Source organism: Leeuwenhoekiella marinoflava DSM 3653, assembly GCF_900129005.1.
Taxonomy (GTDB): Bacteria; Bacteroidota; Bacteroidia; order Flavobacteriales; family Flavobacteriaceae; genus Leeuwenhoekiella; species Leeuwenhoekiella marinoflava.
In genome coordinates, this window is sequence record NZ_FQUN01000017.1 from 114,945 (window position 1) to 128,189 (window position 13,245).

The 13,245-nt window shown below is 36.8% G+C and carries 14 protein-coding genes; 13 read left to right on the top strand and 1 reads right to left on the bottom strand.

All coding sequences use genetic code 11. The features are described 5' to 3' along the window. Positions 1-2 precede the first annotated feature (2 nt). The 11 genes from BUB91_RS15625 to BUB91_RS15675 all read left to right on the top strand — a co-directional run bounded on the left by BUB91_RS15625 (position 3) and on the right by BUB91_RS15675 (position 7,808). Entirely contained in the window at positions 3-785 is a 783-nt protein-coding gene (locus BUB91_RS15625) for a rhamnogalacturonan acetylesterase (protein WP_073100210.1), read from the top strand. 24 nt (positions 786-809) lie between these two features. Continuing rightward, positions 810-1,625 (top strand): SDR family oxidoreductase, encoded by an 816-nt coding sequence (locus tag BUB91_RS15630; protein ID WP_073100211.1) that lies wholly within the window; start codon positions 810-812, stop codon positions 1,623-1,625. A 21-nt stretch (positions 1,626-1,646) separates the two neighbouring features. Beyond that, a complete protein-coding gene (gene uxuA, locus BUB91_RS15635; protein WP_073100212.1) occupies positions 1,647-2,813 on the top strand; it encodes a mannonate dehydratase in 1,167 nt (388 codons plus the stop codon). 3 nt (positions 2,814-2,816) lie between these two features. Further along, positions 2,817-3,164: a cupin domain-containing protein gene (locus BUB91_RS15640; protein WP_083557967.1), complete on the top strand. Its 348-nt coding sequence runs from the start codon at positions 2,817-2,819 to the stop codon at positions 3,162-3,164. Positions 3,165-3,285: 121 nt separating this feature from the next. Further along, positions 3,286-3,993 (top strand): DsbA family oxidoreductase, encoded by a 708-nt coding sequence (locus BUB91_RS15645; RefSeq protein ID WP_241652631.1) that lies wholly within the window; start codon positions 3,286-3,288, stop codon positions 3,991-3,993. Positions 3,994-4,156: 163 nt separating this feature from the next. Continuing rightward, the gene (locus tag BUB91_RS15650) at positions 4,157-4,642 is read left to right on the top strand and encodes a MarR family winged helix-turn-helix transcriptional regulator (RefSeq protein ID WP_073100214.1); all 486 of its coding nucleotides are present in this window, start codon (positions 4,157-4,159) and stop codon (positions 4,640-4,642) included. 23 nt (positions 4,643-4,665) lie between these two features. Continuing rightward, on the top strand, positions 4,666-4,944 hold the full coding sequence (locus BUB91_RS15655; protein WP_073100215.1) for a CBU_0592 family membrane protein: 279 nt from the start codon (positions 4,666-4,668) through the stop codon (positions 4,942-4,944). A 150-nt stretch (positions 4,945-5,094) separates the two neighbouring features. Next, positions 5,095-5,862: a molybdate ABC transporter substrate-binding protein gene (gene modA, locus BUB91_RS15660; protein ID WP_073100216.1), complete on the top strand. Its 768-nt coding sequence runs from the start codon at positions 5,095-5,097 to the stop codon at positions 5,860-5,862. After that, on the top strand, positions 5,855-6,259 hold the full coding sequence (locus BUB91_RS15665) for a TOBE domain-containing protein (RefSeq protein ID WP_073100217.1): 405 nt from the start codon (positions 5,855-5,857) through the stop codon (positions 6,257-6,259). Before modA ends, BUB91_RS15665 begins: the two co-directional genes overlap by 8 nt. Next, positions 6,256-6,927 carry a molybdate ABC transporter permease subunit gene (modB, locus tag BUB91_RS15670; protein ID WP_073100218.1) on the top strand — a complete coding sequence of 224 codons (672 nt, stop codon included), beginning with the start codon at positions 6,256-6,258 and terminating at the stop codon, positions 6,925-6,927. The genes BUB91_RS15665 and modB overlap by 4 nt, the downstream gene beginning before the upstream one ends. Then, on the top strand, positions 6,924-7,808 hold the full coding sequence (locus BUB91_RS15675) for an ATP-binding cassette domain-containing protein (RefSeq protein WP_073100219.1): 885 nt from the start codon (positions 6,924-6,926) through the stop codon (positions 7,806-7,808). The genes modB and BUB91_RS15675 overlap by 4 nt, the downstream gene beginning before the upstream one ends. Before the next feature lie 68 nt (positions 7,809-7,876). Here BUB91_RS15675 and fbp read toward each other — a convergent pair whose 3' ends face one another. Continuing rightward, positions 7,877-8,884, bottom strand: coding sequence for a class 1 fructose-bisphosphatase (gene fbp / locus BUB91_RS15680; protein ID WP_073100220.1), 1,008 nt, complete (start codon positions 8,882-8,884; stop codon positions 7,877-7,879). Positions 8,885-9,199: 315 nt separating this feature from the next. Here fbp and BUB91_RS15685 point away from each other — a divergent pair, with 315 nt between their 5' ends. Both BUB91_RS15685 and BUB91_RS15690 read left to right on the top strand, forming a co-directional pair. Next, on the top strand, positions 9,200-10,465 hold the full coding sequence (locus BUB91_RS15685) for an NAD(P)/FAD-dependent oxidoreductase (RefSeq protein ID WP_073100221.1): 1,266 nt from the start codon (positions 9,200-9,202) through the stop codon (positions 10,463-10,465). A gap of 519 nt (positions 10,466-10,984) precedes the next feature. After that, positions 10,985-13,245: Ig-like domain-containing protein (locus BUB91_RS15690; protein WP_139250538.1), on the top strand; the 2,261-nt coding region annotated here is incomplete at its 3' end.

The following is a 13,245-nucleotide window of genomic DNA, read 5'->3' on the forward strand; positions in this document are numbered from 1 at the left end:
TTATGCAATTTTTTAAAACCTTATTTGTTGTTTTTTTCTTTTTAACAGGAATTCTTTTTGCTCAAGATAAGCCTACGATTTACCTGATAGGTGACTCTACTATGTCAAATAAGAAAAACCCAGAAACGAATCCTGAACATGGTTGGGGACAAGTACTGCCAGAACTATTAGATGAAAATATAGAGGTTAGTAATCATGCGCTAAATGGGCGCAGTAGTAAAAGTTTTATTACTGAAGGTCGCTGGGAAATAGTCTTAAGTTCTTTAAAAAAAGGAGATTTTGTGTTTATTCAGTTTGGTCATAATGATCAAAAGTTTAAAGATAGCACTCGGTATACCAACCCTTTTACACAGTATAGATATAATTTAGAGCGTTATGTAAAAGAGGCTAGAGAAGCAGGAGCCACACCCATTTTAATGTCATCAATCGTACGAAGAAAGTTTAATGAATATGGTACTCTTGAAGATACTCACGGCAATTATCCTTTGGTCGTACGTATGGTTGCTAAAGATCTAGAGGTAGCATTTATAGATATGCAGTTTTTAACTGAAAGATTAGAGAAAAAGTGGGGATCTCAGGAGTCTGAAAAATTACATTTACACTTCAAAAAAGGAGAGAATCCTTATTATAAAAAAGACAAAAATGATGATACACACTTGTCATATCTAGGAGCGAAATTAGTTGCTAGTCTAGCATTACAAGAAACTGTTAGACAAAATATATCTTTAGAAAAATATATCAAACCTGAGGTTTTAGAACAAGATATTGTTACTTTAAAGGATTGAAAAATATTAACCTAAATAGTATATATGAAGTCACTGATTTCAGTAGAAAATAAAATAATAGTTATAAGTGGTGCAACAGGCGTGCTTGGGGAATCTATGACACGATCTCTTGCTAAAGCCGGAGCTCATGTAGTAATATTGGGTAGAACTAAAACAAAAGTAGATAACTTGGTAGAGGCTCTTAAACAAGAAGGTTTTCAAGCATCAGGTGTGTTAGCAGACGTGACGAGTAAAGAAACTTTAATTGCTGCAAAATCTGAGATTGAAGATCATCTGGGCTATATAGATGTTTTGATTAATGCAGCTGGAGGAAATATGCCCGGGGCATTAATTTTACCGGAGCAATCTCTGGCTGATGCAGATGTTGAAGAAATGCGTAAGGTGATGGATCTCAATTATACTGGTACTTTCTTGCCTACACAGGTTTTTCTTCCATTATTGGAAAAGTCTAAGACTGGGAGTGTTTTGAATATTTCTTCTGTTGCAGCACATTTACCACTTACCCGAGTTATGGGGTATGCTTCGGCAAAAGCAGCAATCGAAAACTTGACACAATTTCTTGCGGTAGAATTTGCTCAAAAACAAGAGAATCCAATACGGGTAAATGCTTTAGCTCCTGGTTTTTTCTTAACCGAGCAAAATCGGGATTTGCTAACCAATAAAGACGGAAGCTTAACCAATCGTGGAGAAAAAATAATTGATCATACTCCGCTGGGTAAATTTGGTAACCCAGAGGATCTAAGCGGTGCTATACATTGGTTGTGTAGCGATTCTGCTTCTTTTGTAACCGGAACCGTAGTTACGGTAGACGGTGGGTTTAAAGCATTTGCAGGTGTTTAATTTCAATAGAAAATTTAAAAAATGATTCAAACAATGCGTTGGTACGGGTCTAAAGATCCCGTTTCACTTCAAGATATTCGTCAGGCAGGTGCGTCTGGTGTGGTACATGCGATGCATGAAATTAAAAACGGTGAAGTCTGGTCTTTAGAAGCTCTTCAAAAAAGAAAAACCAAAATAGAAGCTGCTGGATTAGAGTGGAAGGTCGTCGAAAGTTTACCAATTACAGAGGCGATGAAAACCCGTACGGGAAATTTCAAACAACATATAGCCAATTACAAAGCCTCTTTGATAAATCTTGGGGAAATAGGTGTTGAGGTCGTTTGCTATAATTTTATGCCAGTTTTAGACTGGACGCGTACGCAATTGGCTTACCCGCTAGAAAATGGAGCAACCGCTCTACGTTTTGATTGGTCTCATTTAGCGGCTTTTGATTGTTTTATTTTAAAACGAAAAAACGCAGAACAAGATTATAACGATTCAATACTTACCGAAGCTAAACGTTTTTTTGAGCAAGCAACGTCAGAAGATAAACAACAATTAGAAGATGCAATAATTGCAGGGCTTCCGGGTTCTGAAGAGGGATATACCTTAGCCGGTTTGCAAAAAGCTATCGATAGCTATTCAGCAATAGACGAGCGAAAAGCTGAAGAGCATTTAAAGCTTTTTTTAGATGAAGTTTTACCTACTGCTGAATCTTCTGGTATTGCGATGGCAATTCACCCGGATGATCCGCCGCATCCGTTTTTTGGTTTACCTAGGATTATGAGTAAGGCTTCAGATATTAAACGTTTATTGGCAGATAATGATAACGCGTATAACGGAGTTACTTTTTGTACCGGTTCTTTTGGAGCGCGGGCAGATAACGATTTGGTACAAATTGTTAAAGGTTATGGTAAGCACATTCACTTTGTGCATTTACGAAGTACAAAAAGAGATGTTAACGGTAGTTTTTATGAAGATAATCATTTGGATGGGGATGTGCCGATGGCAGCCGTGATTTACGAACTATTAGAAGTCGAAAAACAATACAGTAAGCAAATACCTATGCGCCCAGATCACGGGCATCAGATGCTTGATGATCTCAAGAAACCCTTAGCACATCCCGGTTATACAGCAATAGGCAGGCTTAAAGGATTGGCTGAAATAAGAGGTGTTATCAATGGAATAGAATTTATGCAAAACAGATAAGTAATGAGCATTAAACAAGAAAGTGACGTGTTTTTTAAAACTAATAAAACAGAATGGGAACACGCCGATATCGGTATTACCCGCCAGATTGTAGCACACCACAAAGACTTGATGGTCGTGAGTGTAACGTTTGAAAAAGGAGCTATTGGTACGATACATAATCATGTTCATACGCAAGGTAGCTATGTGGTTTCAGGAAAGTTTGAGATCACAATTAATGGAAAAAGCGAAATTTTAGAAGCCGGAGACGGATTTTATGTTCCACCAAATACACCGCACGGAGCTAAATGTCTTGAATCTGGAATCCTAATCGATTCGTTTAATCCTGCAAGAGAAGATTTTTTGAAATAAGGAGAAGCAGTTGAAAAGCTGCTTTTTTTGTTAATTAAATCTGCCATTTGATGTTAGTATTGACAACTGTTTTCGACCAATTTTCTGAACCCTTGAATTAAAGATGATGGAATTTGAAAAGATGAAAGTAGAAATTTGGAGTGATATTATGTGTCCGTTTTGCTACATAGGTAAACGTAATTTCGATAAAGCTCTTGAGCAGTTTTCACATCGTGACCGTGTAGAAGTAATCTGGAAAAGTTTTGCGTTATCCCCCAACTTACAGACTGATACCAGTATCAATAGTGTTGATTTTTTACAAGAATATAAAGGTATGTCTGCTAGCCAAGCTAAAGAAGCGCTAGCTAATGTAACGGGCATGGCAAAAGCCTCTGGACTTGAATACAACTATGATAAAGTTGTGGTTGCAAATACGCGCAATGCCCATCAAATGATTCATCTTGCAGCTCAAAAAGGCTTGCAGAATGAAATGAAAGAGCGCTTGCTAAAAGCTTACTTTATAGATGGTTTAAATGTAGATGATGTAGACACTCTTATAGGCTTAGGTCAGGAGGTAGGACTTAAAGTCGATGAGATCAGAATAACTTTAAAAGAAAAACAGTTTGCAGCCTATATAGAGCAAGATGTTGCCGAAGCAAAAGCTATAGGGGTAAACGGTGTTCCGTTTTTTGTTTTTGATAGAAAATATGCAGTATCTGGTGCGCAGCCAGAAAAACAATTCTCTAATGTATTGAGTAAAGCTTATACAGAATGGTATGGAAAGCAGGAAATAGCTCAATTTGAAGTGCTAGAAGGTCAAAGTTGTGATGCTTCCGGTAATTGTGATTAATAATTTCTACTACTATAAACTAAAAAGCTCCCAAACCAGATGGTTTGGGAGCTTTTTAGTTTTCTTTGGAATACGATTATTAACTGATTAAAATTTAACAAACAATTTACTTACAAAGTTTCTATGAATTTTAAATTTACGTAACCAGTTACGTAAATGTGTTATGAGTGAAGATTTTTTATTGGAGATGGGGTATTCAGGGCTTACCGGGCGTTTAAAACGCTTGAGTGATGCTTTTATGTATCAAACACGAGACCTGTATAGAGAATATGATGAAGATATAGAGCCTAACTGGCATATGATTTTTTTACTGTTGCAAAAGAATGAAACGATGACGGTTACAGCGCTTGCTGAAGCATTGCAATTATCGCATCCGGCAATAGTAAAGCTCATTAATAAAATGAAGAAAAAAGGATATATAGATTCAGTTGTAGATGCTGAAGATAAACGAAAATACGATTTAATGTTATCACAAAAGGCCAAACAAAAACTGCCCAAATTTCAGAAATATTGGGAAGCTGGAGAAAAAGCGCTTCAGGAGCTTTTAAATCACAATAAACAATTGCTAGAACAACTAGAACAGCTTGAAGCTAAAATGGCAGAAACAGATTTTAGAACCCGAATGGATAAACTACTAGTGAACGAATAGAACACAAAAAAACTCAAAGGGCTATGAAGATATTCATCGATATAGTAGGATGGCTAGGCTCCATTTTAGTCGTATTGTCTTACGCGTTAACACTTGTAAAAAATAAAGATTTTAGTACATGGTGTATTTTAATGAATCTTATAGGTGGAATTTTGGTAGCAATAAATTGTTTCTATTATAAAGCAATACCGTCGTTGGTAACCAATGTAATCTGGAGTTTTATTGCACTTTTGTCAATTTATAGAGCAAAAAAGCAATGGTATCAAACTCGCAGACACAACCGAAGAGCTCATAGATATTAAAGTTTTTATAGGTTTGGCATTTATTGATTAGCGAGATTAGATGCGTTGGTGATTATTAACGAGATCGATCTATCTTAGAATTCGTAAATAAAGCTTGCATAGAAAGCATTAAGTTAGTCTATTTATAATTTTCATTTACTAAATTCACCGATGCTTCTACGCTGTTTAAAATTCCTTTTAGTAGTACTATTTATTTTTTGTTCCGCTTGCGCGAAAAGATCAAATAAAAATACCATTACCATAGCTACAGCAGCTAATATGCAATTTGCGATGCAAGAGTTAGCAGATAGGTTTTCTAGTCAAACAGATATTGCTTGCGAATTTGTTATTGCTTCTTCGGGTAAATTAACCGCACAGATAAAAGAAGGTGCTCCATACGATGTTTTTGTCGCGGCAAATACCAAATATCCACAAGCCATATACGACGCTGGTTTTAGTTATGATATACCAAAGATTTATGCTTATGGAAAATTGGTTATTTGGTCTTTAGACGAAAAACTTCAGCCTTCATTTGAAACCCTTTCAAATCTTCAAGTAAAACATATAGCACTCGCAAATCCTAAAACAGCTCCGTATGGTTTAGCAGCAGTTAATGCGCTTCAGCGAAAAGAATTATACGAGCATTTAGAAGAAAAATTGGTTTATGGTGAGAGTATTTCACAAACCAATCAGTTTATCATTTCCGGCGCAGCCGAAATTGGTTTTACAGCACTTTCTGTGGTTAAAGCTTCAGAAGTTCGAACTAAAGGAAACTGGATTTTAGTCGATGACAGTTTATATAGCCCCATTGAGCAAGCAGCTGTTTTGATAAAAAGAGGAGAGCAAGTCAATGAAGCGGCTAAAGCTTTTTATGAATATATTTTTACTGAAGAAGCACAAGAAATTCTTTTAGAATTTGGATATTCGGTAAATGAATAGGCTTAACGGAAATATTTCGAGAATAGAAGTCAGTGGAAATCTAACATTGGCGCACGTTGAAGTTACGCCACAACTCGTTTTGAAAGCTATTGTGATTGACACACCTAAAACAGCTGCATATCTAAAAGTAGGGCAGGAAGTAGTTTTAGTATTCAAAGAAACTGAAGTCATCATCGGCACCAATTCTCAAACCAAAATAAGCTTGCAAAATCAAATTCCTGCTTCAATTAATAAGATTGAACGTGGTCAATTACTCAGCAAACTAAATCTTAGAACAATCACGGGTGAACTTAACGCAATCGTAAGCACAAACGCCGTTAAAACTTTATGTTTAAAAACTGGTGATGCCGTGGTTGCGATGGTGAAATTAAACGAAGTAATGCTGCAGGCGTTATGAATTGGGAACCACTTCTTTTGACGTTTAAGTTGGCTTTGTTTACCACAGTAATTTTGATTGTAATAGGTGTTCCTATCGCGTATTGGTTGAGCAATACAAAATCTCGAATAAAACCTGTTTTGGAAACCTTGGTAAGTATGCCACTGGTTTTACCGCCCACCGTTTTAGGTTTTTATTTTTTAATGGTCTTCAGTCCGAATAATACATTCGGAAACTGGCTTGATGAATGGTTGGACGTTAAACTGGTTTTTTCATTTAGCGGTCTCGTGATTGCCTCTGTGATTTACAGTTTGCCTTTTATGATTCACCCTATACAATCAGGTTTGAGCGGTATTTCAAGATCAATTACCGAAGCTTCTTTTGTTATGGGGAAGTCTAAATGGGAAACGCTTTTAAAAGTTCAATTACCTCAAATCAAACCTGCTTTGCTTACCGGTATTGTGCTGTCTTTTGCGCATACAGTCGGGGAGTTTGGTGTGGTTTTAATGATAGGTGGTAACATTCCCGGCAAGACTAAAGTTGCATCAATCGCAATCTATGATGAGGTAGAAGCCTTGAATTACGATGCGGCTAATTTTTATTCATTCGTTTTGTTTGCTATAACTTTTTGCATTCTACTTGCAGTTTACCTTGTTAACGGCAACCACTTTAAACACTTCTGGAAATGATAAAACTAGATATCAATAAAGAATTGCAGGCAGCAACAGGAACGATGACACTTCGGTTAAATTTAAATATTGAAAGTGGACAACTTATTACACTTTACGGTCCATCTGGAGTAGGTAAAACTTCTACTTTAAGAATGATCAGTGGTTTGATGCAACCCGATTCTGGTCAAATATGTGTTGAGGATGAAACGTGGTTTGATGCCGAAAATAAAATCAATTGGAGTCCGCAAAAGCGGAAAGTAGGTTACGTGTTTCAAGATTATGCTTTGTTTCCACACATGACGGTTTTAGAGAATTTAAATTTCGCGAAAGCGAAAAATCAGACAAATAGTTCAATTTCAGATCTCATTGAAATAATGGAATTGGGTCAACTGCAAAACCGTAAACCCGAAAGCTTGAGTGGAGGTCAAAAGCAACGCGTAGCCCTTGCCAGAGCATTAGTACAAAAACCGAAAATTTTATTGTTAGATGAACCGCTGGCAGCTTTAGACAGCGCAATACGGCATAAGCTACAGGGGTTTTTAAAAACAGTGCATCAAGAATTTCAATTGACTACAATTTTGATCTCTCATGATGTTGGAGAGATCGTTAAGTTAGCAGATCATGTATATCAGTTAGAAGAAGGAAAAATACTCAAGCAAGGAACGCCGGAAACTATTTTTATAGAACAAAACCTAAGCGGAAAATTCAAGTTTACCGGTGAGGTTTTAAAAATTCAGCAAGAAGAGATTATTGGTATCGTTACGGTACGAATTCATACTGATGTGGTTAAGGTTGTAGTTCAGCACGAAGAAGCGTCAAAATTAGCCATAGGTGATCAGGTGCTGGTTGTTTCAAAAGCTTTTACCCCGTTGCTTTATAAGATTGAAGTTTCAATTTAAAACTAGAATAAAAAAAATCCGAAATGTTTTTCTACACCCCGGATTCTCAAAATTGATTTAAACACTAATTAATCTTCTTGGTTTAAAAACCATTCAATCTTTTCTACTTCAGTCTTACAGCCGCAGTAAAAAGGTGCGCGCTCGTGTAATTCAGAAGGTGTTCTTTCCATAATACGACCATAACCATCAGAAGCTTTACCACCTGCTTGTTCAGCAAGAAAAGCCATAGGATTACACTCATATAAAAGCCTCAGTTTGCCTTTAGGAGATGTAGTTCCTGTAGGGTAGAGATATACGCCGCCTAATAACATATTTCGGTGAAAATCTGCTACAAGTGAACCGATATATCGAGAGGTAAATGGACGACTTTCTTCTTCATTCAGTTCTTGCGCCCAGCGTATAAACTTCTTGATTCCGGTAGGAAAGTGTACATAGTTACCCTCATTTACAGAGTAAATTCTTCCGGAATTAGGATATGTCATATTAGGATGTGAGAGAAAAAAGGACCCAATACCAGGATCAAAAGTAAAGCCGTGTGTACCGTTACCGGTGGTATAAACCAGCATTGTTGAAGTACCATAAATAAGATACCCGGCAGCAACCTGATTGATACCCGGTTGTATAAAATCTTCTAATGTCACCGGAGTACCTATAGGACTGATGCGACGATAGATACTAAAAATAGTACCTACGGTAATATCTACATCAATATTTGAAGAACCGTCAAGCGGATCTATAAGCACTACATAGTTGGCGTTTTTATGGCGTTCTTCGTTAAAAACAATAAAATCTTCAAGCTCTTCAGAGGCAAGCCCGCAGATATCACCGCGATCGCGCAAGGTGCTTATAAACATGTCATTGGCAAGAATGTCTAGCTTAGCTTGTACTTCGCCTTGCACGTTTTCTTTACCGGCTTTTCCGCGTATTTCTGCGAGTCCGGCTTTGTTGATTTCTTGATTAACCATTTTTCCGGCAAGCCTAATCGCACTTAAAAGTGACGAAAGTTCGCCTTTTGCGTAGGGAAAATCTTTTTGGTTTTGAATGATAAATTCGCCTAACGTGGTGTGTCTTTCCATAATTTTCTGGTGGTCGTAGTTGATGTAGAATAATAATGTTTTAAGCCGAAAATTTATAAAAAATGCTTTTTACAATCGATTACAGCTTGGTTTTTATACGAATATTGCAATAATTCATACAGTAAATTTAATTTAAACTTTTGGGATTTACTGTTAGTTTAAGACATAATTATTCTAATCTAGAATAATTTTTTATAGAAGACTTGAGCAGTGAAAATGCTTTTTAGAATGAGTCATCTAGAAGTTTTAAAATTAGCATAAAACAGAAGCTATCTTTTTAAAAACCACTAATTTCGAGGGTAATTAACCATCATTATGAGTAAACACGTTGTTATAATAGGAGGAGGCTTCGCTGGTATCAATCTTGCCAGAAAACTTTGTAAGTCTTCAGCTTTTGAAATCACCTTAGTGGATAAGAATAATTACAATTTTTTTCCTCCTTTATTGTATCAAGTATCAACCGGTTTTTTAGATCCTTCGAGTATTACTTTTCCATTTAGGAATTTATTTAGAGATCAGCAAAATTTCAGATTTAGAATGGGGACTTTTTTAGAAGTAAACCCTAAATCAAAAACAATTACTTTAGATAATGGAGAACTTAGTTATGACTATTTAGTTCTAGCTACAGGAACGCAAACTAATTTCTTTGGTCTTGACCAGATAGAGAAGCACGCAATACCTATGAAAACGCTTGAAGATGCTCTTGAGATGCGTAATTTATTATTGCAACGTCTGGAGCAGGCTACCCGAATACCCGATCAATCGCAACGCTTGCCGTATTTAAATATGGTGATAGCAGGAGGAGGCCCTACCGGTGTAGAGATTTCAGGCGTATTTGCAGAGTTGCGTAACAATACGATACGAAAAGAATTCCCGGAATTAGTAGGTAGTGGATCTAGAATCTATTTAATAAATGGAGGAGGGGAGTTGTTATCGCCTATGAGTGAGAAAAGCCAGCAGTATACACTTAAAGAATTAGAAGAAATGGGTGTTGAGGTTTTGCTCAATACACGTGTTGTAGATTTTGATGGTGAAAAAGTGATGATGAAAGACGGTTCCCATATTTACAGTAAAAACTTGATATGGGCAACAGGTGTTACCGGTTACCGGTTTAATGGTTTACCTGATGAAGTCTATCAGCGCGGAAATCGCATTTTGGTAAACGGTATTAATCAAGTACAAGGTTTTGAAACTATATATGCTTTAGGAGATTCGTCAATTAGTACAACAGATCTTAATTTTCCCAAAGGGCATCCTCAATTAGCTCAGGTAGCTATGCAGCAGGGTCGTGCTTTGGCTAAGAACTTAAAAGCAATAGAGGCTGGGAAAGAAACTAAAGCTTTTCAATATACAGATAAAGGTTCTATGGCTATTATAGGAAGTAGTAAAGCTGTCGCAGATCTACCGAAACCCAGTTTACATTTTAATGGCTTCTTTGCGTGGTTTATTTGGTTATTTGTACATCTTTTTGCGCTTATAGATTATAGAAACCGAGTGCGTACCTTCTACAATTGGTCTACAGAGTACTTAAGTAAGAATCAAGATTTACGACTTATTATAAGACCAAAAAGGAACAGGTAAATATTTAACAAGTTAAATCTTACATTATTTGTTAGAGGTGTTTACTAAATTAATTAACTAAAAATTTAGTTTACACTAAAAGCAAGTCTTCATCGTTTAAAAACAAATAACTTCTGATTATCAGAATTTTAAAATTTATTTTACTTGTAAAATTCATTGAAATTTGTTTGAATTTTAATAGATTTTTGACATAAATCAAAATAATAAACTTGTATAAAATCATCAATTTGCTTGACTAAAACGATAAACCAAAGCTTTTTATCGATAGTATTGTGCCTTATGCGGATTGAATTCCTAATTTTATTCTAAATAACTTGAATTACTCCTTCTCCAGAGTAAACGTTCAACCTTTAGCCCAACTTTAAATTTTCATTTAAAGATTTAAGGTTTTTTTACCCCCCCCTAAGTAAAAGAAGAATACTAATGATTTGACTGATAAGCATTTGAGCTTTTCGGTGTAGAATTCTTTTGTTCAAATTTTAATGTTTTTTAAACCTCTCAAACTAAAACACTTGTACTATGGTGAACTTTACTTATCGAAATTTTTATTTCAGAATTACTTTTTTACTGCTACTGTTATGTAGTGGTGGGATTGCTGCTCAAACACAAACCTTCGCGACCCAACTTATAGATGTTGATCCTGTTGCGGGGCATGTAACTAACGCTGCAGCAGCACACGATGGAAATCTTGCTACAGCTGCAACCGTAAGAGCAAACTCTGGTATTGCTTTGGGTATAGGAGCGTATGACGGCTATATTGAAGTAGGATATACTTCACCCGTACCGGCAAATACAACAAGTTTTATAAGAATTGATACTGAAGATGATTTATTGAGAGTACTTCTTGGTGGCGGCTTGGGCGAATTACTGAGTGATGTACTGGGCACGGTACTCATAGGTAATCAAGAGTTTACAGTTGAAGCAAAAAATGGTTCTACTGTAGTTTTAAGTGCAGATTCAACAGATCCTAATACTTTTGATAGTGCCCGAGTTCGGGTAGTTACTAATGCAGCCGGAGAACTATTTATAGCAATGACTCCTTCTCAATCGTATAGCAGTATCCGTATTACTAATAGTATAGGTTCTTTATTAGGTTTGGGAAATACAAGAACGCTAGATGTAAGAGGTGTTTTTTATTCGTCAGGGGTAGGTATTTGTAATGAACCTGCTTTTACTTCATTTGATGGAGATGGATTAAATCTTGATTTAATAGAATTAGGAGGTGCGGGAGTGATAGATCCTGAGAATGCTATTGATTCAGATCCTTTAACCTTTTCTCAATTAAGTCTGGGTGTTCTTGATGTAGCTGCTTCTATTGAGCAGATTATATATTTTGAGACACCCTCTCAACCTACTGAAGATTTTAAAATTAGTTTAAGAGTTGACCCTACATTATTAGCAGTGGGTGTTGCTAATAATATAATATTTGAAGCTTACAATGGACCTACATTAGTTTCTACGTCGAGTCTTTCATCCCTATTAAATCTTGATTTGCTAGGACTATTGCAAGGCGGAGCTGTTACTCAAGTTCCATTTGATGTTGCAGGGTCTGTAGATCGTATTGTGGTACGTTATAATTCGCTTTTAGGAGTTAATCTTTTTCAACGATTAGATTTATACGACGTGGCAGTTACTTCGGGTCTTCCAGTAATTGCTGCTGCGTCTCAGGACGTAGAAGTATGTGAGGGAGGTACCACAGATTTAGTAGCAACTACTGCTACTACCGGAGCAGAATTACGCTGGTATGATGCACCAACCGGAGGTAACTTGCTTGAGACAGTAGCTAGTGGAGATACTTTTGCCACACCAGTTTTGACTGAAGATACTACCTTTTATGTGTCTTCATTTGTAACGGGTTGTGCCGAAGAATCCGCTCGTGTAGCAGTAGAAGTTACCGTAAATCCATTGCCTGAATCAGGAGATATCACAGTATTGGGCTTAAACCTTCCTATATGTATTCCTGAAATATTAAACATAGTACCAACTACTACTTTAAACGGAAGCTTCAATTATTTTCTGGATGCTAACGGTACTCTTCCAATCACAGATGGATTGGTTGAGGATGGTATCACATATACAATAAATGCAGATGGAGAACTTGAAGTAGAAGGTTTAACCGAGGCTGACAGTCCGTTTAGAGTTTATGTAAGTTTAGTAGATGCGGTAACGGGTTGTGAGAATGCACCGGGCGATTTAAAAGTAGTAGATGTAGAGCTTGATGGAGGGCCACAGCCAACGATAGCTCTAGATGCAGTAACTGCAGATAATATCATCAATGCAGCAGAAGCAGGTACTGCAATTACCTTAACCGGTAGTGTAGGGGGCGATGCAGAAGTAGGCGATGCTGTTGTAGTAACAGTAAATACTTTTGAATATCCAACTACAGTAGCTGCAGGCTTAGTTTTTTCAGTAGATGTAGCGGGAGCACAATTGGTAGCCGATGATGATCTTACCGTAGAAGCTGAAGTGACTGCTCAAAACCTATTGTTGTGTGAGACTACAGTTGCTACTACTCAGTTATATACACTAGATCTTAATAATCCCACGATTCCAACGGTAGATGTTTTAGTTACCGATAACCCTACTCCAACAATCACCGGAACAGCTGATTCAGTTGATGATTTGACTGTTGTGGTTGATGGAGTTACATATACCGAAGGTGACGGAAATTTAACCGATAACGGTGATGATACGTGGACGTTAGTTATTCCTGCGGCTAATGCTTTAGCTGATGGCACTTACGATGTGATGGCTACAGCAACTGATGCGGCGGGTAATCC

Coding starts and splice junctions, on each gene's coding strand:
- fbp (WP_073100220.1), bottom strand. CDS start 8,884: ATGGAAAGACACACCACGTTAGGCGAATTTATCATTCAAAACCAAAAA.
- uxuA (WP_073100212.1), top strand. CDS start 1,647: ATGATTCAAACAATGCGTTGGTACGGGTCTAAAGATCCCGTTTCACTT.
- BUB91_RS15640 (WP_083557967.1), top strand. CDS start 2,817: ATGAGCATTAAACAAGAAAGTGACGTGTTTTTTAAAACTAATAAAACA.
- BUB91_RS15650 (WP_073100214.1), top strand. CDS start 4,157: ATGAGTGAAGATTTTTTATTGGAGATGGGGTATTCAGGGCTTACCGGG.
- BUB91_RS15630 (WP_073100211.1), top strand. CDS start 810: ATGAAGTCACTGATTTCAGTAGAAAATAAAATAATAGTTATAAGTGGT.
- BUB91_RS15655 (WP_073100215.1), top strand. CDS start 4,666: ATGAAGATATTCATCGATATAGTAGGATGGCTAGGCTCCATTTTAGTC.
- BUB91_RS15645 (WP_241652631.1), top strand. CDS start 3,286: ATGAAAGTAGAAATTTGGAGTGATATTATGTGTCCGTTTTGCTACATA.
- modA (WP_073100216.1), top strand. CDS start 5,095: ATGCTTCTACGCTGTTTAAAATTCCTTTTAGTAGTACTATTTATTTTT.
- BUB91_RS15675 (WP_073100219.1), top strand. CDS start 6,924: ATGATAAAACTAGATATCAATAAAGAATTGCAGGCAGCAACAGGAACG.
- modB (WP_073100218.1), top strand. CDS start 6,256: ATGAATTGGGAACCACTTCTTTTGACGTTTAAGTTGGCTTTGTTTACC.
- BUB91_RS15665 (WP_073100217.1), top strand. CDS start 5,855: ATGAATAGGCTTAACGGAAATATTTCGAGAATAGAAGTCAGTGGAAAT.
- BUB91_RS15625 (WP_073100210.1), top strand. CDS start 3: ATGCAATTTTTTAAAACCTTATTTGTTGTTTTTTTCTTTTTAACAGGA.
- BUB91_RS15685 (WP_073100221.1), top strand. CDS start 9,200: ATGAGTAAACACGTTGTTATAATAGGAGGAGGCTTCGCTGGTATCAAT.